Annotated in this window: 20 protein-coding genes and 1 pseudogene; 1 reads left to right on the top strand and 20 read right to left on the bottom strand. The window is 47.5% G+C overall.

From position 1 onward, the window contains the following. Positions 1-166: 166 nt before the first annotated feature. The 20 genes and pseudogenes from IQ273_RS33630 to IQ273_RS11105 form a co-directional block, all read right to left on the bottom strand. A pseudogene (locus IQ273_RS33630) lies at positions 167-942 on the bottom strand (ISKra4 family transposase); the annotation flags it as partial. Positions 943-1,001: 59 nt separating this feature from the next. Beyond that, complete coding sequence (locus IQ273_RS11195) at positions 1,002-2,063, bottom strand: glycosyltransferase family A protein (protein WP_194023251.1); 1,062 nt, start codon at positions 2,061-2,063, stop codon at positions 1,002-1,004. Positions 2,064-2,123: 60 nt separating this feature from the next. Further along, positions 2,124-2,411 (bottom strand): glycosyltransferase, encoded by a 288-nt coding sequence (locus IQ273_RS11190; protein WP_313898081.1) that lies wholly within the window; start codon positions 2,409-2,411, stop codon positions 2,124-2,126. A 135-nt stretch (positions 2,412-2,546) separates the two neighbouring features. Then, entirely contained in the window at positions 2,547-4,886 is a 2,340-nt protein-coding gene (locus tag IQ273_RS11185; RefSeq protein WP_194023250.1) for a phospholipid carrier-dependent glycosyltransferase, read from the bottom strand. Between the two features lie 18 nt (positions 4,887-4,904). Beyond that, positions 4,905-5,108, bottom strand: coding sequence for a hypothetical protein (locus IQ273_RS11180; protein ID WP_194023249.1), 204 nt, complete (start codon positions 5,106-5,108; stop codon positions 4,905-4,907). Between the two features lie 193 nt (positions 5,109-5,301). Continuing rightward, positions 5,302-5,931, bottom strand: coding sequence for an HpsJ family protein (locus IQ273_RS11175; protein WP_194023248.1), 630 nt, complete (start codon positions 5,929-5,931; stop codon positions 5,302-5,304). A 323-nt stretch (positions 5,932-6,254) separates the two neighbouring features. After that, positions 6,255-8,834 (bottom strand): DUF4347 domain-containing protein, encoded by a 2,580-nt coding sequence (locus IQ273_RS11170; protein ID WP_194023247.1) that lies wholly within the window; start codon positions 8,832-8,834, stop codon positions 6,255-6,257. 842 nt (positions 8,835-9,676) lie between these two features. Next, a complete protein-coding gene (gene crtC, locus IQ273_RS11165; protein WP_194023246.1) occupies positions 9,677-10,594 on the bottom strand; it encodes a cyanoexosortase C in 918 nt (305 codons plus the stop codon). A 58-nt stretch (positions 10,595-10,652) separates the two neighbouring features. Further along, positions 10,653-11,192 (bottom strand): hypothetical protein, encoded by a 540-nt coding sequence (locus IQ273_RS11160; protein ID WP_194023245.1) that lies wholly within the window; start codon positions 11,190-11,192, stop codon positions 10,653-10,655. Between the two features lie 343 nt (positions 11,193-11,535). Next, complete coding sequence (locus tag IQ273_RS11155; RefSeq protein WP_194023244.1) at positions 11,536-12,930, bottom strand: hypothetical protein; 1,395 nt, start codon at positions 12,928-12,930, stop codon at positions 11,536-11,538. Between the two features lie 13 nt (positions 12,931-12,943). Further along, positions 12,944-14,128, bottom strand: a complete 1,185-nt coding sequence (locus IQ273_RS11150; protein ID WP_194023243.1) for a glycosyltransferase — start codon at positions 14,126-14,128, stop codon at positions 12,944-12,946. Next, the gene (locus IQ273_RS11145; protein ID WP_228052816.1) at positions 14,116-15,312 is read right to left on the bottom strand and encodes a glycosyltransferase family 4 protein; all 1,197 of its coding nucleotides are present in this window, start codon (positions 15,310-15,312) and stop codon (positions 14,116-14,118) included. Before IQ273_RS11145 ends, IQ273_RS11150 begins: the two co-directional genes overlap by 13 nt. Before the next feature lie 44 nt (positions 15,313-15,356). After that, entirely contained in the window at positions 15,357-16,481 is a 1,125-nt protein-coding gene (locus IQ273_RS11140; RefSeq protein WP_194023241.1) for a glycosyltransferase family 1 protein, read from the bottom strand. Between the two features lie 53 nt (positions 16,482-16,534). Then, the gene (locus tag IQ273_RS11135) at positions 16,535-17,695 is read right to left on the bottom strand and encodes a glycosyltransferase (protein WP_194023240.1); all 1,161 of its coding nucleotides are present in this window, start codon (positions 17,693-17,695) and stop codon (positions 16,535-16,537) included. Positions 17,696-17,764: 69 nt separating this feature from the next. Next, the gene (locus tag IQ273_RS11130) at positions 17,765-18,829 is read right to left on the bottom strand and encodes a glycosyltransferase (RefSeq protein ID WP_194023239.1); all 1,065 of its coding nucleotides are present in this window, start codon (positions 18,827-18,829) and stop codon (positions 17,765-17,767) included. A gap of 108 nt (positions 18,830-18,937) precedes the next feature. Further along, positions 18,938-19,849 carry a glycosyltransferase family 2 protein gene (locus tag IQ273_RS11125; protein WP_194023238.1) on the bottom strand — a complete coding sequence of 304 codons (912 nt, stop codon included), beginning with the start codon at positions 19,847-19,849 and terminating at the stop codon, positions 18,938-18,940. 28 nt (positions 19,850-19,877) lie between these two features. Further along, positions 19,878-20,861, bottom strand: a complete 984-nt coding sequence (locus IQ273_RS11120) for a glycosyltransferase family 2 protein (RefSeq protein WP_194023237.1) — start codon at positions 20,859-20,861, stop codon at positions 19,878-19,880. 81 nt (positions 20,862-20,942) lie between these two features. Next, the gene (locus IQ273_RS11115; protein WP_194023236.1) at positions 20,943-21,827 is read right to left on the bottom strand and encodes an FAD-binding protein; all 885 of its coding nucleotides are present in this window, start codon (positions 21,825-21,827) and stop codon (positions 20,943-20,945) included. A 23-nt stretch (positions 21,828-21,850) separates the two neighbouring features. Then, a complete protein-coding gene (locus IQ273_RS11110; RefSeq protein ID WP_194023235.1) occupies positions 21,851-22,954 on the bottom strand; it encodes a polysaccharide pyruvyl transferase family protein in 1,104 nt (367 codons plus the stop codon). Positions 22,955-23,012: 58 nt separating this feature from the next. After that, positions 23,013-24,467 (bottom strand): MOP flippase family protein, encoded by a 1,455-nt coding sequence (locus IQ273_RS11105; RefSeq protein ID WP_194023234.1) that lies wholly within the window; start codon positions 24,465-24,467, stop codon positions 23,013-23,015. Positions 24,468-25,243: 776 nt separating this feature from the next. Here IQ273_RS11105 and IQ273_RS11100 point away from each other — a divergent pair. Next, a complete protein-coding gene (locus tag IQ273_RS11100; RefSeq protein WP_194023233.1) occupies positions 25,244-25,798 on the top strand; it encodes a hypothetical protein in 555 nt (184 codons plus the stop codon). Positions 25,799-26,317 lie beyond the last annotated feature (519 nt).

Below are 26,317 nucleotides of genomic sequence, written 5' to 3'. Positions count from 1 at the left end.
CGTGCAGTCGTTCTTCGAAAGGCGACCACTGCTACAGCGCTCATGAACGGGGGTGCTGACCTTCTCTCAGACCCTGCAATCCGCCAATCTAGCTGTCGCGTCACCTCTATGTACTTGACATTTGATACTCAATGGCTCAATTGGGCTACAAAGGTGACATGCTCCCGGTCTCCACGGCATCCAGCCGGTGTTGTGACCCGCCGACCTGACCCAAATTTTCCATGAGGTGGTACCAGTCTAGAATCTCAAGTCGCTGCACTGGCGGTGCGATCTGGGCAAAGAGATTCCAAATCCCGTCGTGCCCATCGCCTAAGCACACCACCGGAGACGCCAATGGCTGCTGATTGACCCACTCGACCAAGGCATCATTCGCTCTAAAGAACGCCGCTACACAGCCTTGATGCAGGTTAACGGCCTTATAGTCGCGCCAAGCACTCCGTTGACCTTTGGGCGTCCGTAATCGCACTTTGCCCCCATCAATGCTCATCTCTTTAACGCCGAAATCGACCGCCTCAGGCGGGAAATCGTGACGATGCACGAGCCGCTGCTGAGTGCTCTTGGAGACCGATATCCCGGTTAGCACCGCAATGTCACGAGCCGTGTCTTCGTAGGACTCGTTGGCACTTACTAGCAAACAACACTTCTCTAACTGCGGACTCCACTGAGTTCGGGCTTTCAGGCCTAGCTGCTGTCCTTGCTGTTCGCTGATGCTCAATTGGCCGATGATGCTGGTAACACCTCGCTGGCGGCCTCGCGTTGTGCCGCTGCTTGCGCGGATAAAAAATGACCGAGTTCTGGGCCGACACGCTCGAGTAGATGGCCCCGCACGACGTTCTCGATGCCTTCCAATGTCTTAACGTCCTCGGGGGCAGTCTCCTCGTAGAGCAATTCGGCTAACTCCTGCGTCAGTGCTTTAAGACGGGCTTCTTTGGCGGCATCCATGGGAATGAAGTTCCTATGCTGAACTGCTCAAAGCTTAACGTTCATGCACCTGGTCAAGACTAAGTATTATTGCTCATTGCATAACTGGGATGCACCCTATTCTGAATGCCTAAGCTATAAAATCCAAAACGCCCAATTGGCGTGATTGAATCTATTTTAATTGCTTCATAAAGCCAGGATAGAGAAGCCAAATAATTGCCGTACCGATTACTCTGACGAGCTAGGTACATATAAAAACTGCTGCAAGATAAGCGATAGAGAAAATGTGGAATATCAGGGTGCTTACTTTGCACGAGCTGCAGCATTAGCTGGTGTGACTTTGCCATTTGGCGAAAATCGCTCGACATACTGCTAGATACTTTTCGATAGCCCACTGTCAGCTCAGGAACCACACAAAACCCATAGCGTTCTGATATGCGTAAGTATAGATCCCAATCTTCACAGCCTTGAGCCTGCTGAGCTTTTAGAGCTGTACTATAGCCACCTACAGATTCAAAACAGCTGCGTCGAATTAAGGTGCAGCTGGCATTACCAATAAAGTTGTGACAAACTAACGTTCTTAGTACATCTCCCTGAATTGAGGAAATTCGAGCAGCTCCTGTTGGTCTATTGTGTTCATTGATATCTGCTGACCAAGAGTAAACCAATCCGACTGAAGATGGTGCTTGCGAAAAACACTTGACTTGTTTACTGACGTGTTGGGGATGCCAAATATCATCCGCATCAATTGGGGCTATGAATTCTCCCGTTGACTTCTCAATCCCCAAGTTTCGAGCAGCCGCAACTCCAAAGTTTTTCTGCTCTAAGAGCTGTATTCTTGAATCTCTTTGCATGTATTCTCGAACGATAGAAGCAGTATCATCTTGAGATCCATCATCTACCACAAATACTTCTAAATTGGAATAAGCTTGAGCCAGTACCGAATCTAGTGTTTGGCAAATAAACCGCTCCGCATTATAAGCTGGTATAATCACCGAAACCAGAGGCTGTCCATTTAAATTATTGCTAGATTCAATTTTAACTGTGTTTGCTAAGGCATTTATATGTTTCTGCGCAGGCAGACTTGGAAGAGCATTAGCGAGTTCAGAATTTGATTTTAAGAAGTCTTCCTGGGTTATCATTGATGTTTTATAATGGTATAATGCATGCCGTCCAATTAATTGTTAACAGGTGAAATAGGTCTACGACTGGGCTTTGGTATTGGCGTGAATGGTAAAGTTGAAATCCACAAAAAACAGCATGTTGCTTTGAGCTATTTGCGCTCCTAAATTTTTAGCTTTGGCCAAACCGCTAGGCCCTGACATTCTGAGCGATTTTGCACCGAACTGTTCTGCAAGGCAGTTAGAGCAATCATGACAACCATCGGCGATCGCAATGATTTTTGTGGTCACCTGATGAGGCGCAGGAAGGTGACCGGCCAGGCTTTTAAGGCAGCAAGAAAAAGCAGAGCCACCGTTATAAACCGGAATAATGATCGAAATTAAGGGGGGGCTGAAGCAAGCATGGCCGATCTCGGGTGATACTCTCTTCCCTCTTTCTCAAGGCCCGAGACATTTCCGTAATTCTTCGGGTAGCTTTACGACAGCTACATTTTTCTAGGGGAATTATGGCCTTAAGGTGCTGGTTTGCTGAAGCTGTTGTAGGGATATTGAACGTTCGGGAACCTGCAAGGACGCACGGTCGATATCAGCTTTGACAACGCGATAGAGATTGATGCCCCGCCATGGAAGATCTTCAAAACCCAACTCCAAAGCCCCTTGGTCAAGGGCGTTTGCAAAGGTTTCACCACCAATATATTCAGGGTTGAGTTGATCAGGATCAATGGCCACTAGTACAGTGCGTGCCTGGGTGAGAGCCGCCAACTCAGTAGATAGATCGGTTCTGCTCGGCGATAGACGGATCACCTCATGAGTAAAATGCTGGCCGTAGAGCAAGTAGGTTTTGCTGCTGGTAGTGTCGGTGGAAAAATAGGCAATGCGATCGCCCGGCTGCAAGGCTCTGGCCAGAACCCTGTCAAGATCGCCGTACAGTAGGGTCCGGTTGGTTTCTCTCACCGGAAGCCACTGGGCCGTAGCCACGACCAACACTACGCCGACCAGCAGCAGGCTAGTACTCCAGCGAACCGCCCAGTGCCAATTGCCCAATCGAGCATGGCACCAGCGATATAGAGTGGGCCAACACCAGCCCAGTCCCCAAAGGCAAATCACCACCGTTAGCAGGGTTAGGTGCCTAGCCTCAACGGCTAGATCCAATGTGCCGAGTATTGTGCCCAGGGAGGCGATCGCCTCCCTGGGCTGCCTAGCCAGCTGCTGTACTATCTGGCTAGGCCAGCCTAGGCTCTGGTCAATGGCAGACAAATTTCGTACATGGTCGAAAAGTGCGCTGCTCAAAACACCCACCATGATGCTAACCACCACCGTCAGCGTAGTCCATCGCTGGCTTAGACGCAGCTGGGTAGCACTGCTAGCCGATACCGCCCCCAACACCCCCAAAGCCGGGAAACCGTAGCGCATATTGTTACCTGTTAGGGGGGTGAGCGCTCCCTCTGGGTTAGTTGCCCCTGAACTATAGGGCAGATTCCAGTAAAGCAAAAACGTGATCAGCAGTAGCAGACCCAGGCCTGCCAGCTGGCGTCGCCCCCGAATACTAGGGCATTTATACCAGCTGTAGGGCAGCAGCAGTGCTGGGGCCAGCAATGCCAACAGCGGTAGCTGAAAGCGCACCAGCGCTTGACTACCTACCAGGCTCCAGTGCTCCAGGTTGAGAGGATTAAATTGACTGGTCAGCGTATGGCTTTGTAGATATACAACCTGCTCCCAAAGGCGTTGAAGCCAGCTGGTATCATCCCCCAAAATAGGAGACACAATGTCGGCCGTCCCCGTAGCCACTAGCTCGGCTGACTCCGAGACCAAATTGAAGCTGGTACCGAGATACCAAAAGCCGCCTAGCCATACCCCAAGGACAATGCCTATCCCTAGCAGGACGGGCTTAGTCGTAGATCTAGGTCGAGAAGATCGGCCCCCAGGCAAACCAAAACTCCAAAGGAACAGCACCACAATCACGGCAGCATAGAGCAAGCCTGCAGTTTTAATACCCACCATCAGTCCAGCCATGACCAGGCTTAAACAGGCATCCCAGCTATGGTGGTGACGGTGATATGCTAGCCAGCAACACAGGCTAGCGCAGTAGACAGCCGCTAGCGGCAGATCGACATACAGCGTGGTTACCTGGTTGAGTAAAAAGGGGCCTACCAGCACCAATGCCGCTGCAGCGATGGAATAAAACCGTGCAGCTCCACTGTAGCGACCAAGCAAATAGACTGAGAGCCCTAGCCATACCCACGCAAACAGCATCGGCAGGGCTGCAAACAAGTCTTGCCCCCAGGGCAGTAGACACAACAGCGATAGCACATGCCAGGTATAGGGATAACCCTGGGCCGTAGGATGGTCAATAATCAAGTGGCCAAGGGGGTCTAGTTGCGAAAAGGAGGCGGTTTGATACCAGCGGGCTACTATCGGGCCGTGAAACCATAGCGTGTCATAACTATTGAAAGGCTGGGTTGCGATGCGTTCGAGCAGCACCAGCGCCAAGCTGCCCAGTAGCAGCAGTAGCAGCAGTTCATAGGGGGCTAGCTTTACCCGACCACAGTTCCACCGCAATCTAGCCCAGCCCTTCGTCCAGCGATAGCTCGCGATCAATCCGGCGATCGCCAGTGTGGTCTCTGCTGCCAAGACAGGTCGCAGTGCCAAGAGCCCTAGGCTACCCAGCACTAACCCTAAACAGACCTGACCCAAACACCACAGCGTGACAATCGAAAAAACCATCTTGACCCTAGTTTCCTCAAGGTCACGGGGTTGATAACGATAAGTGAGGCCAACTGCCAGAGGTACAGGGCCAATCGCCAGACTTAAGAACAGCAGCCAGCTGAGAAAAACTGCCACCATTACGTCAGAACCTCCATGCTACCTAAGGACTAATGCGGTGCTGTTTGCAAGATTTGCTTCGGTCTTTGGCCGGGTTGTTCCCCCACCAATGCCCATGCGCCCTAGCCCCAGCAAGCCAATGCCCATAATCACCAGGTTGCTGTTGCTGGTAAAACTAGCCTTTGTAAGGCTAGGATTGGCGTTGCGCCTCAGAGTTTCGGCTTGGGCGTCGATAGTTTGCAAAGCCTAAGCAAGTCTTTAAGAGTGACATCGGCGTTAATTTCTGAATTGTTATGGCCTTGCTCCATCTGGTTTTTCAACTGAGTTATCTCCCGGTTAATGCGATCGCCCTGTTGTTAGGCGGGGCTAAATTGAGGCGTAAATTTTCGTAGGGGTAAGTGGCCGTTTACCCCTACGAAAATAGAATATGGATAGATCACTTTCGCAGCTTCTTGGCGCTGCGGGTTCTCGATCCACCCCCTGTACCCACACCTAGGCGACCCAGGCTCAGCAAGCCAATAGATACCACCACAAAGTTGCTAGTGCTAGCAATGCCGGCCTTAGTAATGCTGGTTTTGGCATTTTGTTTAAGGCTCGCGGCCTGGGCATCAATTTGCCGCAAAGCTTCGGAAAAATCGTCGGGGGTAGCATTGGGAGCAGCATTGGGATCAGATCGATTTTGCTCAACTTGAGTTTGCAGCTGGGCGGCCTGAGTACCGATAGACTCGACCGCTTGGTACTGGAGCGAAACGCTATCGCGCACGACCAGCATGCAGAGCAGCAAAAATAGCGTTCCTAAACTCAGGGAGACAAAGCCCAGCGGCTTGCGTAAAGCCGAACTTTCCCAAGCACTGTAGAGCAGCAGCGCAATACCAATTAACAGCACAATGCTGCGATCGCCCATCTGCTGCAACAACCCTACTCGCCAGGCCGCGCCCGCCTCCAGCGGAAAGGTGAGGGCAGTCATATCTACAATAAAGCCGAATACACAGGTCAGGCCCACAATTCGAGCAATCGCCTGACCGCTAAATGAATAAGAAGAGAGCGGATTTGCAGTACCCACCATACTAAAACTCCAGAGTTACAACTGCTGGTCCCTAGAGTAGAACATGTGCACGCTACCACCAGGGGACAAGCTTACTGCAACTTTTTTCAGCAGATCGCGGAGGTTTCCGCCAGGTTCGATCTAACTTCACCCGATATTTATAAGGCTGATGGCTCAAGTCAAGAAAGCCCCTGCCGTTCGGCAGGGGCTTTTGCATAGGCTTTAGAAGAAGCGCTGCTTACTACCAAGTCCGAGTTCAGTGCCCCCGAGCGAAAACCAGGCCACGTTATACGGGCAAGCGGCATTTACTCTGCCCTATTGAGGCAACTATCCCAAACTCGACATTAAGCAAAATAGTTAGACACGCTCAAGGTCCCAGCTGTAGCATCGCTCCCAATCAGCCGTATACCGGTAACTTCAGCTACCAAATCGGCGGTTTTAGAAAAAGCGGTGGTACCATCGTTAACGGAGAAAAACGTGCGGGTTCCCCAGCGGAAAAATACCGCCTGGTTTGCCGCCATAGCCTGCGCTCCACTGGTCAATTGGTTTTTGTCGTTATACGCGGCTAGAGCAGCCTGCTCTAGGGTGGCACCCGTCTTTAAGCCAGCATTAAACAGACCCGACGGGCGCTCAGAGGTGAGCAAATTGTGGTTGTAGTCGAGCTGTATGCGATCGCCCTGGGTGGCATCGAACCCCACAATACGATCGAGCGCCGCTAGGGTTGACTGGCCGTGGGCCTCGACCTGTGATCGCCCCGTATAGACAATGCGATCGGCCCCAGCACCACCAGTCAGCGTGTCGGCTCCGCCCAGACCTAGTAGAGTGTCGTTGCCACCGCTGCCAGACAGACTGTTATTGGCTGAGGTACCTAAAAGCACATCGTTGCCGCTGCCCCCCGTAGTTGGCAGTCCGCCGCGCTCAAAGGCTCCTACGTCGGGCTGGCTGTCACGGGTAAACTGGCGCTGGTCTTGGGTAGGCACATTGCTGGCTTTGACCCCAGTATTGATCGCCGGACTGCCGACCAGTAGCGGATGCACCAGGTCATCGCCAATCTTCATCAGCGGCCCCAGCATGGGATCGACAATACGACTGTTAGTGGCTACTCGCGGCCCAGAGTTGACCGGTGCTGGAAACTCAATGTTGCCGCCACCATCGCGGGGGGTATAGCCCACCTGGTTCTGCCGCTGATCGACCGCCCTGTTAAAGGCGACAATCGAATTGCGCAGGGTAATTGAGTCTTTATTGCCGCTGTTCATCCACAGCGCCCCATTGGCCCGCCCGGCAAAGTTGTGGACAATGGTGGAGTTGATGATATTGACTGGAGGAGAGGAAACGGTGTTTAAGAACATAGCGCCTCCTGCGTCTTTTATCACCCGGTTACTCGAAAAGGTGCTATTGGTAACCGTGACGGGCAACCTGGTCTCAACCCACAACCCACCTCCTTGGGTTTCAGCGACGTTGTTGGCCACCGCTACGTTGCGGAGTGTGACGCTGCCGCCATTGACTTCAAGTCCACCCCCTCGTCCCCGGCTATAGGTTCCCGGAGTTACGGTATTACCTACCAACGTGCTATCTTCTACCCGCAATTTGTCAGGCCCATAACTCCAAATGTATAGAGCACCGCCGCCATCAGTCGACTTGTTGCCTTCAAACCAGCTATTGGCAACGTAAATTGTGCCGCCCTGGGTCGTGCCAGCGCCGCCCGGGCCAGCACCATCGGAGAAAATTGCTCCGCCCTCTCGTTTAGAAGTATTGCCCAAAAACGTAGAATTTCTGACCGTCACAGGGCTTGATATGTTGTAAATTGCTCCACCAACATACCCCTTGTTGTTAGTGAACTGTGAGTTTTCAACAATCAAGAACCCTAAGCCTCCGGCTCCTCCGGCACTGTTGGTAGAGATGGCACCGCCACTTTTACCGTTATTTGTAAGGGTGCCATCATTGCTATCAAATACGCTGTTCCGAATGGTGACTTGGGCTCCAGCACCTACCTGTAATGCCCCACCACGGCCAGCTTTGTTGTTTTTCAGCAAGCTGTCAACCAGAGTGATGGTGACAAAGTTGGCACCATTGATGGCACCTCCCATACCTGGAACTTGAGCACCCTGGCCGTTGCCGTTGACTAAGGTCAACCCTTTAAAGGTCGCCTGTACAGGCGACGCAGAATTACCTACCTGAAAGATACGGCTGGTATTGTTGCCGTTGATGATGAGGTTGGGAACTCCTATCGCATCAATAGTGATGTTGCGGCCCAAAAAAATCTCGCCGCTGGTGAGCTTGATGGTTTTGTTGGCCAAGGTCGAGGCAAACTTAATTACGCTGCCTGCCGGGGCTGAAGCGATGGCAGCCCGTAACGACCCCGCGCCACTGTCGGCGGTACTGGTGACAGTGATGATATTGAGGTTGCTAGCGTAGCTAGCTTGAGCCTCGGCGCTCAGGGCTACAGCTGTCTCAATAGAGCCAGTAACCAGCTCAAAGTCCCAGTCGCCCGCACCGCCTGTAGTGTTGTTAGAGGCAGCGATATCGGCTCCGGTGAACTGGCTGAGGCGGTTGACAAAATCGAACCCGCTTGAGCTAGCACCTACGTTGCAACCGTAGAGCAAAATATCGGCCCCATCGCTGAGCGATTGCCACCACTGACTGAGTTGCGAGCCATAGCTGTCGAGGGTATTGACGTTGAGCGCCGTTGTTCCCACGGTTAAACCACCCGCTTCACCATGGGACAGAAGGTGGATGCTATCCAGGCCAGAGCGCGATCGCAGTGCCTCAGTAATTTGGTCAATACCATCTCGAGCCGAGTCAAGAAACACCACATCTAGGCCAGGGTTGAGGCCTTTGAGCAGGGTATCGGCATCGGCGATCGAGTCATCTACAAAGACAAGGCCTTTGATCGGGCTAGGAACACTTTGAGTTTGAGTCGTCATTTTTTCTCCAACCTACAGGGGATAAATGCCGTCTCAATGCCTTTACTAGAGCCTTAGATGGTGACCTAAGGCTCTTACATTTAATATGTCTGCGCTGTTAAGGGTGTGATGACTCGCGTGGCTACAATCCAAAGCTTTAGGGAAGAACCAGCTAGTGGTGACTGGCTAGATCCGTAGAGACAAATTGATGTTAGCAAAAGGCAAAGACGGCGAACGAAACTGGTAGGTAAATGCCCTAAGATAATGCACGATTGAGGCTGTGATTCAACGATATAGCTTTACAACCACTCACCTCCCTCAACCACCTTACACTAAGCCTTATGATTTCTCATTGCCTTCCGTATACTTACCCAGTATTTTCCGCAAACAGATACTTAAAGACGTACAAAATACCACCTAGATTTTGCCACAGGCCAATGTTAGCAAACCTAAAACTAATAAAAGCGCTATCTCATAAATGAGATAGCACTCTCAACCATCAATCAGGCCAAAAGTTAAATAGATACCCTAGGCAACTTCATCTTCTTCTTGCTGACGCTTGCACAAAGCCGCTACACTCATACCTAGTAGGTCCAGGGTAAGCGCAAGAAAACCGTTCTGAAGTTGTGCTAGGTTGCACAGCCTGCGGCCAAAACAATGAGCATGTATCAGATCTCATTGAGGCCCGCTTAGCCGTCTTTCGGGGGGGAACCAAAGCCTTGACTCATAGGAGATCTCGGAGATATTCGACCGGGCGGTGTCCCCTAGCATCTTATAAGCTTATTTTTCTTGCGCTTATCCTAAATTGAGGCTCAGTACAATGATCTAACCATCAGCCCCAGCTAGCGCCTGAAGTCGATATTTTAGCGAGAGGTGCTTGCCTGAGCTTTACTACGCTCAATCATTGCCATCATCACATAGTAGTAAAGGGTGAGTAGCAAACCTACAAAGATTTGCCCGCCCCAAAAACCGTGCCAAAAATCAAACCACCACGGCCCCCAATAGACATGAGCCAGAGTAACTAGCATTAGCCGAGGAATATTAAATGCCAAGGAAATGATCATAGAAATGGCGATTAAAATTACCATTTGGACTCGATTTTGCTTATATATTATGCCCATAAATAAGCCTGTTGCTGCGATAGAAAGTGCCATATCAAGACCATTACATCCCCAGCCTACTTGCACAGCGCCCTCCGGAAATGTAATATAAATGCCTTGGTGAGTAGCCGGGAAGCCAATTGCCTGCATAGCCAAACTGCTAATTTGTGCCATTTTAATTTCAAGAAACTGATAGGGCGTTAGAAAATCCCAAACAAATCGAGAAATCAAACCAATACGTGGATAAGTTGTGCTGCCAATAAAAACCGTTGGCAGCACGAATTTCGCAAATACATTAGCTCCCCAGGTGCTACAAGCTATACCAGCTAAAATAACTAGCCATAGAAATGCCTGCGGCCAAATATCAAATCGGCAAAAGGGAAATAAAACTACCCCAAAAACAATCAGAAGGTGTCCTAACAACTGATCTTCTGCAGAGGCTTTGAGGGTTTTGAGTACCTGCCGACGGTTCCAAAGTTCGGCACCCGCCAGCAGTAGCATGCAGGCAATCAAAAACCAGCCTACCTTGCCTCGCAATGCCCTAGGTATCAAATAACCTATCCAAATGGGAAAGTAAGCTAATCCAATACTAAGCCCAAGTAAAACAAACCGGCCATGATGCTCCTTGGCGAGGGATATAAACCACAAGCCAGCAAGTTTCAAATAGGGCTGCGTTTTCATATCAGCAAAAATAATTAGGTCAAGGGTAAACCAGGGAATGAAGGGGATGATAAATCCTTTATACTGTGCGTTTTATTCCAAACCGTCCGAGGCTGATTAGCCCCAACCCAACAACAATTAGGCTACCTGCGCTAGACACAATAGATTTTGTAGTGTTGTCGCGAGCATTCTGGATCAAGGATTCTGTCTGAGATTCAACTTGTGTCACAGCCTGCTGTAGTAGTTCAGGCGTAACCTCAGTCGGTCGGTTTGGATCATTTTCGGCGGCTTGAATCTGGGTTTGCAACGCCTGTGACTGATTATCAATAGTGGTCAGAGTTTGGTTTTGCAGTACTAAATGGTCGCGTACTAGCAACACGCAGGATAGCGGCAGCAAAATCCCTCCTATTAAGCAAGCCAGGGCAAGGGGCTTAACCAATGAATGAAAATCTAACGTGCAATAGAGCAGCATCGCTGCACCCAGAAATAACAAAATGCTGCGGTTGCCGACTTGCTGCAAAAAACCTAGTCGCCATTCTAGTGCCATTGGGCTGGGCGGAATAGCAAAGGTTGCCATATTGGCAACAAAGCAAACAATGCAAGCCAGCCCAAGAATCAAGAAGATTTTAGAGGTATAGGAGATATCTCGCAGCGGCGAAACATAGTGAGATTCAGACATGCTAGTCATCGGATTAATATAAAAATTGAGCCGTATCCGTTACCAGTAAGCCAACTGCGAAAAACTATAGATGGAGATCCGTTAGGCATTTTAGGCAGTTGACTAGCCAGGTTGTGCGATCGCCCCTTGATTGCTAGCTTCTATTGAGTTGGTATCAACTTACCCAATCAATAAAGCTGCTCAGGTAATCTTCTTCTCTCTTCAATCAGGCATTACCCAAACCGGAAACTTTCTAAAATTTATTGCTTCTGCCTTGAGGAGTTTTACCCCAGACAATTGAGCTTTAGGTCAAATACATATTTGCTCCCTCAAACAGCGTTTGGCGGTTGGGGTCGGGCTTATGGGGATTGAGCTCGTGCCACCTTAGACCGAGCAGTACAGCCGTGGAAAGCATAAACCCAGGCTCTTCCATAGTGGTAAAGATAAATCCATTGACCAAGACGTTAAGCACCAGAAATCGAGAAAAATCGTCTTTGCAAACCTTGATCCAGACGATCCACCAAATCGTTAAATAGGTACCTAAGCCTAGAAAACCAACATCTCCCCAAATGCCCACAAAACCCCAAAATGGTGAGAAAAAGCTAGAGTCCAGGTAGCTTCCATTCCACACGTTCCAAGCGGCCTGGCTAGCTGGATGGCGGGTAGCTCCTAGAGGTGCCAAAATACTGGCATAGTCGCGAATCATCCAGCCGCCAATACGGCCCAATGTGTGACCTGGTCCCAGGCCCAAAAACCAGTTGAGTAGAGATGTGTAGTAGGTCGGAATATTGCGGACAGGAAATAGTTTTTGCACCGTTGCATCACCATCAGGGCCATAGATCTCAGGACGAATCCAGGTGCGGTAGGCCTGCAGCGCATCTACGTTATAAACGCACCAGTAGAACGAATAAAGAACTATTGTGGCGATAATCACATATTTTAGGGTAGCCTTGATATCCGTCGAGCGACTGATGATAAGCAGTATCCAAGCAGCAATACCAACTAAAATGGTCTGCTTAGAATCGGCCAAATAAACGTGAAAAAGGCCACCGAAAAGAATAAAATACCGAGTCCAAGCTAAGGGTACATTTTGCCTTGTAAAATAGTACAGTGCGTAGATTAAAGAGACAGATGCTGAGACTACGTGGCCACCAGAAGAAAGATAAAATACTCCCTGCACATTATCTTCCATAGTCATTGTCGGATAGGGCATAATGCCGCTATAGAGACCAATGGCCTGAATTAAGGCAATCACTAAGTTTAATAAGAAAAATCTCAGTGCCCAAGTTCTAAATCGTTCTAGCTTTTGAAAATTCAGCGGAATGTAAACAATGGCAATCAGCACCATAAATGGCTCTGCTTGAATCATAAAATTCAAGAATATGTTGACGGCTCCTGCATTGTTGAGAAAGGCACTAGCAGCATTGATGCCAAAGTAGATGTATAAGGCAACAAAAAGAGAACGGGTCATCGCAATTTGCTTATAGCTTGTTCTGCGACAGCGTAGAAAAACGATAACGCAGGCTAATGGCACAGTGAAAAAATGTAAAAAATTAACTGGTGATGGTGCACCAAGCGATTGAATAATTCTAGGAAAAAATGCGCTGGCAAACGCGGCTAAAATTAGAGTTATATTTGAAATATAGCCCTTATGACTTGATGTTTTATAAGGATTTTTTGGGAAGATGTTGCCACTCATAATGATCCCATTTTTAGGCAGTTAACTTAACATTTGCGTTGAGCTGAGCTTGTTTATAGATCGCCATGATCTGGTCATAGTTCTGGTAGGATGTGTAGCGTTCTAAATAGGTTTTTCTGGCCTGATGGCGCATTTCAGCGTGATGTTCGGGGTGGTTGAGCATCCACTTGACACTTTGCGCTAGGCTGTAGGCATTGCCGGGCTCAAAATGAAGGCCGGTCACGCCATTTTCAACCAGTTCAGCGATCGCTCCAATGTTGGCCGCAATCACAGGCGTTCCCTTAGCAAACGCTTCTACAGCCACGCGGCCAAAGGTCTCATACCATTTGGACGGAAAGACCAAAAAGCTGGCTTCGCCCATCAAACGGTGGACTTCCGCTATAGGCTTTTTGCCAAGCCACTCTACACCAGTAAGCTCCTGGGCTGCCTGCTCAACCATTGGGGCAAGGGGACCATCACCAATAATTTTGAGTTGTATGGGCTGCTCTAGTTGCCGCCAAGCTTCGATTAATGTATCGAGACCTTTCTCAACGGAAAGCCTACCCACGTACAGGGCAAAATTACCGGCCCCGCTTCCTGGCCCCGGGTCAGGATTAACGAAGTTGGGCTTGACAACGATTTTTTGAGCAGGCAGGCCCCCCTCGATCATTTTCTGCTTCGCAAAATCAGTTAACGCAATAAACACATCGACTTGTTTCTGCCAGGTGCGCGCCAGGCGATGGCTCGTCAGCATAGCTGCTGTAACCCCGGTGACGGCTCGACTGGTTCGATAGCATCCATGCACTACTCCGGGGTAGGGAATGGGTTTGCCAAGGCAATCCTCGCAAACCTGACCATCCCTAAAAAATAAGGAATTGGGGCAGATTAGGCGATAGTTCCTCAAGGTTTGAACCACCGGCACCCCCATAGACTGGGCCGCATAATACACTGATGGAGAAATTAGCGGGAAAAAGTTTTGCACATGAACCACATCGTAGGGATGGCGTTTAAGTTTTTCTTTAACAATGTGGTACGACTTTTGGGACCAAATGGATTTTAGGGCGACCTGAAGAGACGAATACTGTTCAATGTCGTGGTTAGTTTCTTCGTAGCTATCGACAATATGACCGTTTTCTCGCAGCAGTCGTTCCTCAGAGTCGCGAGACTCCTCTTCTCCCCCTCGAATTTGATAAACGTTGTGAATGCTTAAAATGCGCATGGGGCTACCTCTCGACAAATTTCTGCATAGTGTTGAATCAACTCTTGCCCTTTAGCTGCCCAAGAAAATTTATCCTGCACTCGCTGCTGCCCCGCTTGGCCCATTTGGGTTCTAAGCTGGGGGTCTTGGGCAAGTTGGGCGATCGCCGCTGCTAAATCTTGAATCGTTTGCTGGGGGGTATGGGCCACGATCTTGCAGCCCGTTTCGGCGGTGACTTGAAGGCTAGGCCCGCCCAAATCTAAGCAAATGACGGGCAGCCCGGCGGCCATGGCTTCGAGGCAGACCAGACCGCCCGATTCGTGCAGACTAGGGTGCAGCAGCACGTCGCACTGCTGTAGCTGAGCCAAAACCTCGGTGCGGGGTAGACTGCCGAGAAACTTAACTCGCTCGCTCAAACCGAGATCGGCTGCGATCGCCTGTAGGCGCTGTTTCTCAGGGCCTTCACCCAAGATCCAGTATTCGGCCTTATCTAAATTGGCCTCGGCAAAGGCCCGCAAGCTCAGGTGCAGCCCTTTCCAGTGGAGCAATCGAGCTACACTGACAAATCGAACCTTGTCTTTGGGTGCTGTAGCGAGTTTTAGCATAGATAGCTGCTGCAGCTCCTGCTGAGACAGCCCAATGGCTGGAGAGATGCGTACATCTTTAGCGCCGATGTGTTGGAGCCGCAGGGCGGTATCTGCCGTGGTGGCCTGAATTAAGACACTGCGACGGGCCGTCATTTGGGTAAAAGGGTCAAGCTCGCCTAGGCGGTGGATGAGGCTACGCAGCACCTCATAACCCTGGCCTCGGCGGCTAAAGCCCTGCCAAAACGCGGCGGGCGCAGCCTCGCCACCCCCCACCGGTCCCCAAACAAACGGCACGGGCAACAGCGCCAAGAAGCTAGGGGTGGAGTAGCGTACGTAGGTCACATGGTGAATGAGGTCGAGATCCACCTGCTGGAGCAGTGCTTTAGCGGCAAAGTAAGCACCAATCTGCCAGCCGTAGTAGTGGGGTACCTGAGTGGGTGGCAGCCACCGGGCCGGGCCGGGGGGGTCGCAGTACAGAAAAGTGAGGTTGGCGTTGGGGCGAACCAATAGCTCAGCCTCGATCGCAGGACGATTGTTGCGGCGGGTCAGCACCCAGACCTGATGGTACTTTGCCAGTTCTTGCCCGACATTCCAGCCCACGCCAGGTTCAGACCCCATAGCGGGTTGGCAGGCATAGGCAGAAATTAATATCTTGAGCGGCTTCATAAGGGTAGGGTTTGACTCAGCACGTTTTCATAAACCTTGGCTACTCGCTCACCATGGGCTTTCCAGGTGAAGGCTTGCACATGGGCCAGTCCTTTTTCCACAAACTGCCGATACTCTGCCGGGTTTTGCTGCATCTGCATCACTGCGGTGGCCATAGCGGCAACATCGTCAGGGGGAGCCATCAACCCAGCTTCGCCGACTACCTCAGGGAGGGCGGTTGCATTAGATGTAACGACCGGAGTACCGCAAGCCATCGCTTCCAAAACCGTGATGCCAAACCCTTCATAGAGAGAGGGGGCGATCAACAGGTCGGCAGCGTTGTAGAGGTCTACCAGCTGGTCTTTACTAGGTTTACCGACATAACTCACCCAATCCGAAAGGTTTTTAGAATCAATAAATTCTTTTTGGGAAGGGGTAAAATCGGCTCCAGCCTTGAGAAAATGCACTGGAATGCCCCGCTGGTGCAGTACCTCTACGGATTGGAGAGCGGTAATTACATTTTTGCGCGGGTGGTTAGACCCCACGTTTAGCAGACAAAAGGTGTCTGGGCTCAAACCATAGTGTTGACGAAGGGCTGCGCCCCGCTCGGGCAGAGGGCGAAAGTTTGACTCGACCCCATTGTGAATCGCAGTAATGTGCTCAGAACTCAGGCCAAACACCTTAGTAACGTCGTTAGCTGTGTAATTTGACACAGTAACTATGTGGTCTGCCTTGCAAATGCCCTGCACGGCATACTTCCAAATCATGGTGCTCACCCAAGGCGCTAGAGCCTGGGTAGTGATATTTTCTGGCTGAATAAAGTTGATCAGGTCGTGGCAGGTAACCACCACGCGGTGCCCAGCCTGGCGCAAGCTATAGGCAAAGTGACCATCGCTATGATCAATAACGTGAAAAATGTCGATATCGTCGCGCTGAGACACCTGCCTCGGTAGGGCCAGATAACGCCAGAAGTATTTATCAATTCGATTGAGAATCGAGCCACTGTACTCAGAGAACGACGGCGTTAGGGCTTCGATTGACCAGTCTGGTCGGGCCTGCTTCAGACCTTCGATCAGGCCATCGGCATAGACGTCCATGCTAAAGGAAGCCCCCTTCGCTCGGCGAATTACTAATACACGCATGACGGCTAGCTGTCCTTGCTGCTGAAATGGGTCAAATGCTGGCGACTGAAACCTTAGACTGCCCTCTGTACATGCTCAACAGCCGCAGTAAAGATCGTGGTTGCCGCAGCGGGGGTATGGGCAGTCATAATTTCGGCTGATTTTGCCCCCATTGCTGTGGCTAGGGTCGGGGTTTCTAAGAATTGCCCCATCAGGTCGGCCAGTTCTTGGGGCTGATTGGGCGAGAAAACAAAGCCGTTTTCGCCGTGTATCACCATTTCGGCAGCGCCAGCGCCCTTAGAGCAGAGCACAGCTTTGCCAAAGGCCATAGCTTCGGGCAAGACCATGCCCCAAATATCTTCATTGGTAGAAAAGACAAATACATCGGCCCGCCGGAAGTAGGAGCCTAAAGCACCGTAGTCGATTTTGCCCAGCCAGTGAATAGCGTCCTCTAAACCGGCGGTTTGGGTATAGGCTTCAAGCTCGGGGCGCTGCTCGCCGTCGCCAATGAGCAGCAGCGTGAAGGGCAGGTGCTTGGTTTTGAGTTGGTGGCAGGCTTCGAGTAGGGTTCTTACCCCTTTACGCTCAATAATTTGGCCTACATGGAGAAAAATGGGTCGTGGCAGCGTTTCTGCCAACCGCTCCTGGTCGGCCTGGGGCGATCGCAGCAGTGCATCCAGGCTAGGCACCAAAAAAGGCCGACAAAAAATTTTGTCGGGGTTAGCTCCCAAAACGTTGATTAAATAGTCTTTACCCGCCTGGCTGTTGGCGACAAAGCCATCGGCCCCGGCCACAATAAACCGCCGCGATCGCAGGCGCAGAGAATTGGTTTCATAATTTGAGTTGGGAGAACCACCCTCATAGGCGACAATAACTCGCCAACCGCCCAAAAATTTGAATAGCAACGCCAGAATTGACCACACCGAAAAGGCGTTAGTGATCACTACCTGGGGCTTAAATTTAAATAAGTGATAAATAATTGTCGGCGACGCATAGGAAAAGCCAAAGCCATAACCCTGGTTAGACTTGCCTGTTTCCATAAACTGAGTGCGGCCCACGGTTTGTAGCTCAAAGCTATCTTCAAAGCCGGGCACATAGCCGACCCATTCTCCGGTAAACACCCGAGTGTTGGGAAAGATCTGCGTAAACTCCCGCAGAATGTGCTGCCAAGAGATGCCGCCCCTGCCCATAGAAGGCAGCAGCCAGGCCACACGACTGCTTTGCTGTTGATTCATAGTGAGTCTCCGGGTGAATGATCTCAATTAGCAGATACGACAATTAGCAGATATAGCCAAACGGACCAGCTAGCCTGGGCTACTCACCAGCCTGCGAATTCGAGTTAGAGACCAGCTAATGAATTTGGGGCGATGGTGGGGCGCAAAAAGCCAAACAATAACGGGCTTGGCCAGCGGTCGAGGTGCCAGGCCCACCCAAATAAACCAGGAGCTAAAAATAAGCCGCTTTTGCCAGTTAAATGACGAATAGCGCCAAATTGCCCGCAGGCCCAAGCAAGTCAGCCCCAGGGGTCGGTCGGTGGGCACCGGATGACTGGCCGGATCAAAACGGAGCGACGCTAACCGCGTCCAGGCTCGACCGACAAAGCGCATGTAAAGATCGTTCGCTACGTCGTAACCCAGTTGGTTCCCGTACTGGCTAATCAAGGCGCAGCGCTGAAGATCGTGACGAATGATGCGATGGAAGCGATCGCTGGTCACCTGGGTCATGGCCCACTGGTTGCTGGTGTGGATGCGGTAGGCACCCAGGGGGGTTTCGACTGCCGCAACCTCACCAAAAAGCGGAATTAGCACCGACAAATAATCGTCGGACGTGGTGGCAAACTCGGCGGGAATGGGCGTAACCTGGGCCAAAGCCTGGCGACTGATGGCATTGCCGCTGGTGGGTACCCCTACATAGGTGCCCACACTCAGCACCGACTGACGAATGCTGCCGCTGTCTAGAGGGCCGCCCTGGGGGTAAGAGATCTCCCGTGGCTGCCCTTCTGTGTCAACCACCTCTAGGCGGTAATGAACTTTTGCCAAGTTAGGTTGCCAGACCTCGACGATACGCTCGACGGCGTAGGGGTGCAGATAGTCGTCGGCATCGAGGAAAATAACAATATCACCCTGGCTTTTGGCAAAGCCACTGTTAAAGGCTGCCCCCTGCTTACCGTTGGTAGTGTGTAGAACAGGGACAATGCGATCGCCATAGCCAGCAATAATGTCGCGCGAATTGTCGCTAGAGAGGTCGTCAACGACAATAACCTCAGTATGTGAATACGTTTGGCCGAGAGCGCTATCAATTGCTTGGGGCAGAAAACTGCCATAGTTATAATTATTGATAATAATGCTGACTAAAAGCATTTGCTCCATCGCCTTTGCCCTGCTAATGTCTCTAAACCTTGCTCAAACCCCAACTTATCGTTTACCTACGAGTAGGTTTCAGCCTGTATCAAGCCTTGAATTCCTTGACAGTGACAACTACCCCCGTTCTGAAACACCCCCGCTAAATTGCAGCCGAAAGCGTTCTTGAATGGCAACCCACCGTAGACGCAGCATAACGACCGTAAACTGAATTTTTTGCTTAGGACCTCTAAGGCGAGCGTCTTGCCAGGTCCGCAGAAAAAATCTGAACGGCGGTTTGAGAAAAACAACTAGGTCGGTAAGTAAAGCTAATGTGGATGGGCGGTTTGACTTCAGCACATCATAGCGGCCACCAATAATTCGCACAGCTCGCTTACGGAGAGCATCCCATGTGTCTCTGGCCGGGTGGTTAACTCGTGCATCTTCGGCGTACAGCTGCTTGTAGCCTGCTGCAAATACTCTCTGGCCCCACTGCTTATCGCCTCCAGATTTGAGGGTTTCATCAAACAGGCCAACGGCATCTAAAACATGCTTAAAGGTCAGTAAGTTAGCTGTTACACCAAAGTTATCATTGGCCAAAAATTGGTCTTGGGGAAAGGCGAGCGCAATAGTTTCGTACAGCTCAAAGGGGTTAGGATAGTTAGAATCGCTTACGAATAATTCGATGTGACCTGCCACTAGCCCTACATTAGGTTTGCTTTGTAAAGCTTTAACACCGTTGGCTAACCAGGTTGGTTCGGGTATGCAGTCTGCATCAGTAAAAGCAATAATCTCTCCTTTAGCTATTTCAATACCTCGGTTGCGAGCAATATAAGATCCGGGAGAAGGCTCATGAATTAAAATAACGTTTTCGAATAGGGTCGTAACGCTGCTAACATCTTCTTTAGAGTTATTATCAACAACGATGATTTCATAATGCTCAGACGAATACGTTTGCTGAGCGATGGCCTCTAGGCAAATCTGTAGATGTTGATTGTCGTTAAAAACTGGAATAATAATAGAAACAAAAGTAGGCTGAATTAAGCACATTTACTAAATGCCCCTTAAGCGTGTAAAACTATACAAAATCTTTGAACTTAAGTCGAATCCTATAATAAAAAATAGTTAAAGTAATTTTTAGTTTTTCAAAAATTGAAGAAGAGCTTAGATAATCATCAAGCATGGCCTGACAGTCAGCATCGGTCACCTGTTGAGTGGTGTAGGTACTGCTTAGATATGTAGCAAAACCCTTTCCTAAGATCTTCCGACCAATGGCCTTGAATTCCGGAAAGTTTCTCGAAATCCAATAACCAGTAGTCGTATAAATCTCTCCAAACATTCTACGCTTCTTGCTTAAGTCGAGATTTTTATAATAATTATTGTGAAACCTATATATACCTAAATTTTCTTTAGTGACGTAGCCAGCGCTAAGACCAACGGCTGGAAGCTTGATATACAGGTCAGTAATTGCCATTCCTGAAAGGCCCTTAATTTCAGGTAAAGGGAACAACTTACTCAGCAGCTTTCGAGAGAAGCATAGATTTGATGTAGAAGGCGTAAAATTGGGCAACTGCCCCCTCAAAATATTTTTCCTGAAGTTTATTTTGCCCAAGTCTTCCGCAGATGGCTGACTGCGGATAGAAGCGAAAAGATCTTCTAGCTTACCTGGCAAAATTTCACTAGTTTCAACGGGTGCAGATTCTGTAAATACCCAATCGACTTCAGAATCTGATTGAAAAAGAGCCACTATTTGAGATACTTTTTCAGGCAAAAATATATCGTCAGCGTCTAGCAGACAAATAATTTCGCCCTTACTTGCATCAAAACCTGCGTTAAGGGCAGATGCTTGACCGCCATTTTTCTTAAAAACAGAAACAATTTGGTCGCCATATTGATTGATCACTTGGCAAGACTTATCTGTAGATCCGTCATCAACAACAACGACTTCAATGTTCTGATAAGTTTGATTTAGAGCACTATCAATAGCATTAGATAGGAAATTTTCATAATTATAATTATTGATCAAAATGCTGACTAAGGGTAGTTTTGTTTGAGTAGTCATAATGAGTCAAAAAGAAAAAACCAGTTTAGAAAAAAGCTCGGAAAGCTCATATCAAAATTAGACACATCAAACAAAAAAGCATTAGTCTACTTCTATTAATTCCAATTCTATGTCGTTAGAGTTTCCATTTATAAAATGCAATAGTTTTGCAAGCCAAATCAGTACTAAAATAGAATTGCTGCTACTAGATTTATTTAAAATCCAGTTAGTAGTTTTTTTCGAATATTGAGTTTTCCCAAAGGCTATTCCTTGCAATCTGCGCAAGATTGAGAAGTTGGCTCTTTTGAAAACTGAGCCGCAGTTAGGTGCTATATTATCTTGATGTTCCTTTGACCAGACTTGTCGTTCTTGAACGGGGCTTTTTTCAAACACTTCTGGTGTAAATTTAAGTACTGCACTCAAAATTAGCTTTGAATGCCTTCCTGTAAACATTGTGGTTCTGTGACTTATTTCAAGCTGGTTTTTCATCACAGTTTTAACATCACCTCCATCTAAATAGGTGACGCTTTCGACAAAATCATATATTGTTTGATGGTAAGATTCTCCTCTTCCAGCATTCATAGCTAGGGCACCACCAACAGTAGCAGGAACTGACGAAAGATAATAGAAAGAAGAAAGAGAATGCTCTTGGCAGTATTTCAAAACATCCATTACCTGTGATGAAGAGGATACCTCTAAACGGTTACCAGGAAGAGGTTTTAAGTATTTTTCTAGCTTATTCTTTAAAACCAGAGAGTTAATTCTCTTGCCAACAAACAAAGTATTAGAGCCATTCCCAAGAATATAAATTTTTACTTTGTTTTCTTCGGCCCACAAACAATATTCTTTCAAATCCTGAGGCGTATGTATTTCTCCAAACCGCTCAAATAAGTGATTGGTTCGGTAGTGAGAAAATTTGCTCGTTTCAATAGCTTCAACTTTTATGTTAAGAGAACTTAAGCGTACTATTTCAGCACCACCTTTCATTAGATTCCCTCATCCTTTAGTGTTTAGTGAGCAGTGTTTGGAAGCTTTTTCAGAGCTGAAATCAAAGCATTTTTTGACTCAATAATCCTTTGGTCTAAGGTTTCTTGAAAATCTTCGTACTTAACTTCTTCAAGTTGAGCCAAAAACATATTTTGATCATTAGAATTTAGGAGAATCCTCCCTTCTAATCCTATCTGGCCTAAAAGATTACTAGTCTTATTAGTCTTCTTAGAAGAAAATAAAACCGTAAATGATTTTTGGAAAATCAACGAGAAGATTGTTCCATGATAAGTATTAGTGACCACATATGTGGCAGCTTTAAATAGACTTAACCAATCGGAAGGATCTGCCGTGATAAAATTTTCGTCTGCAATTCGGTTATATTTTCCAACCGAAACTATTTTGAGATTTTTCTTTTTAGACACAACGCTAACAAATTCTTCCTCGGATTCATTTAGATCCGACTGATTATACAGAAGAATATAGTTTTCCTTATACTTAACTGACTTAAGCAAGTCATCATATTTCACAAGAAAAGTCGGATCAAGTACGACTTCGGCACTTTTTTGGCACTCGCCTTCAATGATCTCTTTACTATTCTGATCACGAACCAGGATTGTGTTAAACCTATTTACTAACTTATAAATCTGCTCTTTGTAAATATCTAGGTGGGTAGTACTCCCAAAACTAGATGCATAGCTAATTTTAGCAACTTCATCGGCTACAAAGTCAAGGAAGAATGCAGGATCAAATCCTCGAAAGGGTTCTAGACACCAAACCTGATCACTACCAACAATTACAACGTCATAACTACTCTCTAATTTCCGTAACTTGGCATTATTATATATTTTTGAACTACTAAGTTTTAGATGCTTCAATAAAAACTGCCTCATGCGCCAGGCCTTAAATATTTTTCTTGCAGCAAAAGAGTTCAACTTTAAACCCTTACTAATAGGGCTTAATCCCTTTGTATAGTACTTAACGGCGTTTAGGGGGCGGTAGTCAATAGTTTCTACATCGTGCCCTTGGCTTCGAAGAAATTTTTGCAGTGCGTAGGCCTGCAAAGTGGCTCCATAGTTGTCAACATGATGAAATGTCAATATACCTATTTTCACTTTAATCTCCACAAAATTTTAGTTCGACTTAACAATAATGTCGTCAAGCACCACCTTACTTCTTTTTTAATTAAGCTTTAGATGAAGCAAGAGACTGAAAACTTGTCTGAAGTTTTTGAAATAGACTTGGAGCAAAAAACATAACTGAAAGTAAATAAGACAAGGCACCTAGAAAAGTACAAATCAATAAAACTGATAAATTGTTTAAGTTGAGCATATAGCAAGCATATTTACCTAAATATACTACGCTAAGCATTAATAAAGTGCAATAAAAAGGAGAAAAGTATTGAGAGAGATACGATAGATAGCTAACTTTAACGAGCTTATTAATTGCCAAAATTGATAAAGGCAAAAGCAAATATCCTCGAACTACGTAGGCAGTAGCTACTGCCACAATTCCCCATTTTGCAACAATTACAAAGCCTAAAACATTAGCAATGACATTAATAAAATGTATTCCTAACCTCCAACTTGGCTTTCCCATCGCCATCAAGATTGAACTATTGTAAATAAGTATGGTGTGAACAGGCCCAATTAGCATCAGAATTTGCATGACCGGTACACTTTTTTGCCACTGATCACCAAATAGTATTGGAACCAATTCAGGAGCGAGTGCTGATATTCCCAAAAACATAGGAAATGTGACAGCACTTGACATTTTTGTCACTTCATAAAATGCTTTTACTAACCGCTCAGGTTCATTCTGAAGCTTTGAAAAGGTAGGTAGCGTTACTTTTGATATAACGCTGATTAAAACTTGGGATGCAATCAAATATATACGATATGCAACAGAATAGTAACCCAGTTCTACAGGCCCTAAATAATATCCAACAAGCAAGTCATCTGTACGTTTGTTAAAAAAGTTTAGAATGTTGAAACCAGCAACATTAATTCCAAATCCAAATAACTCTTTTCCATGCTCTATAGAAAAACTGAATTTTGGCCTCCACGAACTGGCTTGCCATAATATTGCGGTACTTGCCAAGTTATTTATTATTTGTTGGCCTACCAAGCTCCAGACACCTAACCCAGCTAGTGCCATCATAATTCCAGAACAGCCTGAAATGAATGTAGCTATAAGAGTTCTAATTGCTAAAGATTTAAACTTCAGTTCGCGAGTTAAAATAGCATCCTGAACACTACTCAAGGACCCAAACACAAATCCTATTGACAATACTCGAATTATAGGTATTAATTCTGCCTGTTTAAACAGGCTAGATATTAATGGTGCAAGCAAAAGACTGGTGATTGTTAAGAATAGACCAATTAAAAAGCTAATCCAAAAGGCTGTATTCAGATGTGCATCTTCTATATCTTCACGTTGAATCAAAGCTTGAGCTAAGCCTTGATCTAAGAAAAGTTGCATAAAAGCGGTAAAAATACTAGCCAAAGCAACTAGACCAAAAGTCTCAGGGTCGAGCAATCTTGCTAGCAAGACAAACACGGCAAGAGTAAAGGCTTGTCGCCCCCAGCTCTCACATGCAGACCAGAAAACTCCTTTTATAGCCTTATTGTGTAATCCCATTTTTAGTTAGTAGAAATACTAGCTGACATTAACTATTTTTATTACTTTAGCCTTATGACTTGAATTTGCGAGAAATGTTTCGCTTAACCCTCTTAATGGGGAGTATTTCTTTTAATCTAAGTATCCCGTTGTCTCAATGCTTAATACATCCTAAGCTTTGAAATTTTCATTAATCCCTATCGCAGTCCCTAGATATATGAGACAAATCTTGGGTGAGAGAGAGTTTTAGAACATATGGCCCTTGATAGGTGGCAAGCATCTCATCTGAACAAGAACTGTTATATAAGACCTTTTAATTAGATTGTTGTAACCCTTTACGAGGATAAGTCCAGTATTCCGGAAAGATGTAAATCGCTTGCAAAACTTGTTTAGCATTTGGTTTCCAATGAAATTTGCATAAAAATCTCAAATATGTCCTGATCTAAAAGTTCCCGAAATTTTGCAGTATTGTCCGGATAGTCAGGTTAAGGAAAGGTAAAAAGAAGGTAAAAATAGCCATAATCATCCCCAGCTGGGGATTGTGCAAATGGCTGTTGTGCTTCCGTACTGGTGCGATCGTGCCAACGCATTACCTTATTGACGTTCTTAACCAGATACAAACCATGCAAAAACACCTAAGCGAGTCCACAGAGATAGCAGTTCACTTTCACAACGCCACCCTAATTTTGATAAGTACAGTTGCCTTGGCCGCAATTGGGCACGTAGCTGTCCACTTACTGTCTTACCTATTCGATATTGCAAATACGCCCTTCGTAGGGTTCTTTAAATTCTTCAGCATGGGTCAAGAAGCCAATTTACCGTCATATATTTCGGCTCTAAACCTTTTGTTCGCTGCGGGGCTTTGCCTGCTCGTTGCACTCCACGAGTCATCGTTAAAAAAACGGATGCATCGTTACTGGCTAGGTCTCTCTATCGGAATGCTGATCATGAGCGTGGATGAAGCCGCACAAATTCACGAGGGTATCATTGGCGTGCTCTTAGAAAACTATTTAGGCCGAGGTACAGGCGTTCTATACTACCGTTGGTATCTTGCTTATATCCCTATTGTCATAGCCATCGGCTACTTGTATCTTCCCTTCCTTAAGCGATTGCCTTTGCGGTATTCATCGCGTCTTATTTTAGCTGGGTTAGTTTTTCTGGGCGGAGCTATTGGAGTTGAGATGCTAGAGTCTGTGCTCGTATACGCTGGAATTAATACAGCCATTAGCATTTTGTTCGAAGAAACCTTCGAGATGCTTGGCATTGTTATTTTCATTCATACAGTGCTACTCTACCTATCTGAACTCGGCTTTAGAATAAAGCTAAATTTTTCCACCCAAAAGTATGATTAACTGACAAGTTAACCTCAGAAAATCTATACTCTAATTGTCCAAAAGACATCGGGGTAACTGTCTCCTGGCGAAGTCATAGGTAAAGCTACCTCAGCGAAACCAGGAGACATATCAGACAGGCTCTTACCTTCCCCTTTTCGGGCGACGTTCCGTAAGCGACCTCGCTCAGCCAATTTAAACGTTGCTGATTCCTAGAATGAATCTATTTATTTCAGCCATGCGTTATTACTGGTAACGCATGGCTGAAATAGACTAGCAATTCCACCCCTGGCTCCCGAGCTCCCCGGCTCCTCTGCAATTAACAATAGCCACCTAACCACCGTTGAGTACTAGTCCTGGGTGCAGCAGATCGCCAGAAGCCTTTCTCTACCCTAGGGTTAGGCACTGCTCACTAAGTAGCTAGGCGCATTTAAACATAAAACGTTCTAGCTGATAATTTCCAGCTTTACTACGCGCTTCCATGCCGTCAATGACGGTCATGGCCAAGTCATATTCGTTATCAAACATCTGACCGGCAAT

This window comes from Nodosilinea sp. LEGE 07298, from assembly GCF_015207265.1.
Lineage (GTDB): Bacteria > Cyanobacteriota > Cyanobacteriia > Phormidesmidales > Phormidesmidaceae > Nodosilinea.
Note: the sequence above shows the minus strand (reverse complement) of the source record. Positions and strands in the feature narration are given on the sequence as shown.

Excerpts from the sequence above, each read along its gene's own strand:
- IQ273_RS11155 (WP_194023244.1), bottom strand. The coding sequence starts at position 12,930 with ATGAGTGGCAACATCTTCCCAAAAAATCCTTATAAAACATCAAGTCAT.
- IQ273_RS11145 (WP_228052816.1), bottom strand. The coding sequence starts at position 15,312 with ATGGGGTCTGAACCTGGCGTGGGCTGGAATGTCGGGCAAGAACTGGCA.
- IQ273_RS11130 (WP_194023239.1), bottom strand. The coding sequence starts at position 18,829 with ATGGAGCAAATGCTTTTAGTCAGCATTATTATCAATAATTATAACTAT.
- IQ273_RS11150 (WP_194023243.1), bottom strand. The coding sequence starts at position 14,128 with ATGCGCATTTTAAGCATTCACAACGTTTATCAAATTCGAGGGGGAGAA.
- IQ273_RS11100 (WP_194023233.1), top strand. The coding sequence starts at position 25,244 with ATGGGTCAAGAAGCCAATTTACCGTCATATATTTCGGCTCTAAACCTT.
- IQ273_RS11195 (WP_194023251.1), bottom strand. The coding sequence starts at position 2,063 with ATGATAACCCAGGAAGACTTCTTAAAATCAAATTCTGAACTCGCTAAT.
- IQ273_RS11115 (WP_194023236.1), bottom strand. The coding sequence starts at position 21,827 with ATGAAAGGTGGTGCTGAAATAGTACGCTTAAGTTCTCTTAACATAAAA.
- IQ273_RS11140 (WP_194023241.1), bottom strand. The coding sequence starts at position 16,481 with ATGCGTGTATTAGTAATTCGCCGAGCGAAGGGGGCTTCCTTTAGCATG.
- IQ273_RS11120 (WP_194023237.1), bottom strand. The coding sequence starts at position 20,861 with ATGACTACTCAAACAAAACTACCCTTAGTCAGCATTTTGATCAATAAT.
- IQ273_RS11135 (WP_194023240.1), bottom strand. The coding sequence starts at position 17,695 with ATGAATCAACAGCAAAGCAGTCGTGTGGCCTGGCTGCTGCCTTCTATG.
- crtC (WP_194023246.1), bottom strand. The coding sequence starts at position 10,594 with ATGAAAACGCAGCCCTATTTGAAACTTGCTGGCTTGTGGTTTATATCC.
- IQ273_RS11175 (WP_194023248.1), bottom strand. The coding sequence starts at position 5,931 with ATGGTGGGTACTGCAAATCCGCTCTCTTCTTATTCATTTAGCGGTCAG.
- IQ273_RS11185 (WP_194023250.1), bottom strand. The coding sequence starts at position 4,886 with ATGGTGGCAGTTTTTCTCAGCTGGCTGCTGTTCTTAAGTCTGGCGATT.
- IQ273_RS11105 (WP_194023234.1), bottom strand. The coding sequence starts at position 24,467 with ATGGGATTACACAATAAGGCTATAAAAGGAGTTTTCTGGTCTGCATGT.
- IQ273_RS11125 (WP_194023238.1), bottom strand. The coding sequence starts at position 19,849 with ATGTGCTTAATTCAGCCTACTTTTGTTTCTATTATTATTCCAGTTTTT.
- IQ273_RS11170 (WP_194023247.1), bottom strand. The coding sequence starts at position 8,834 with ATGACGACTCAAACTCAAAGTGTTCCTAGCCCGATCAAAGGCCTTGTC.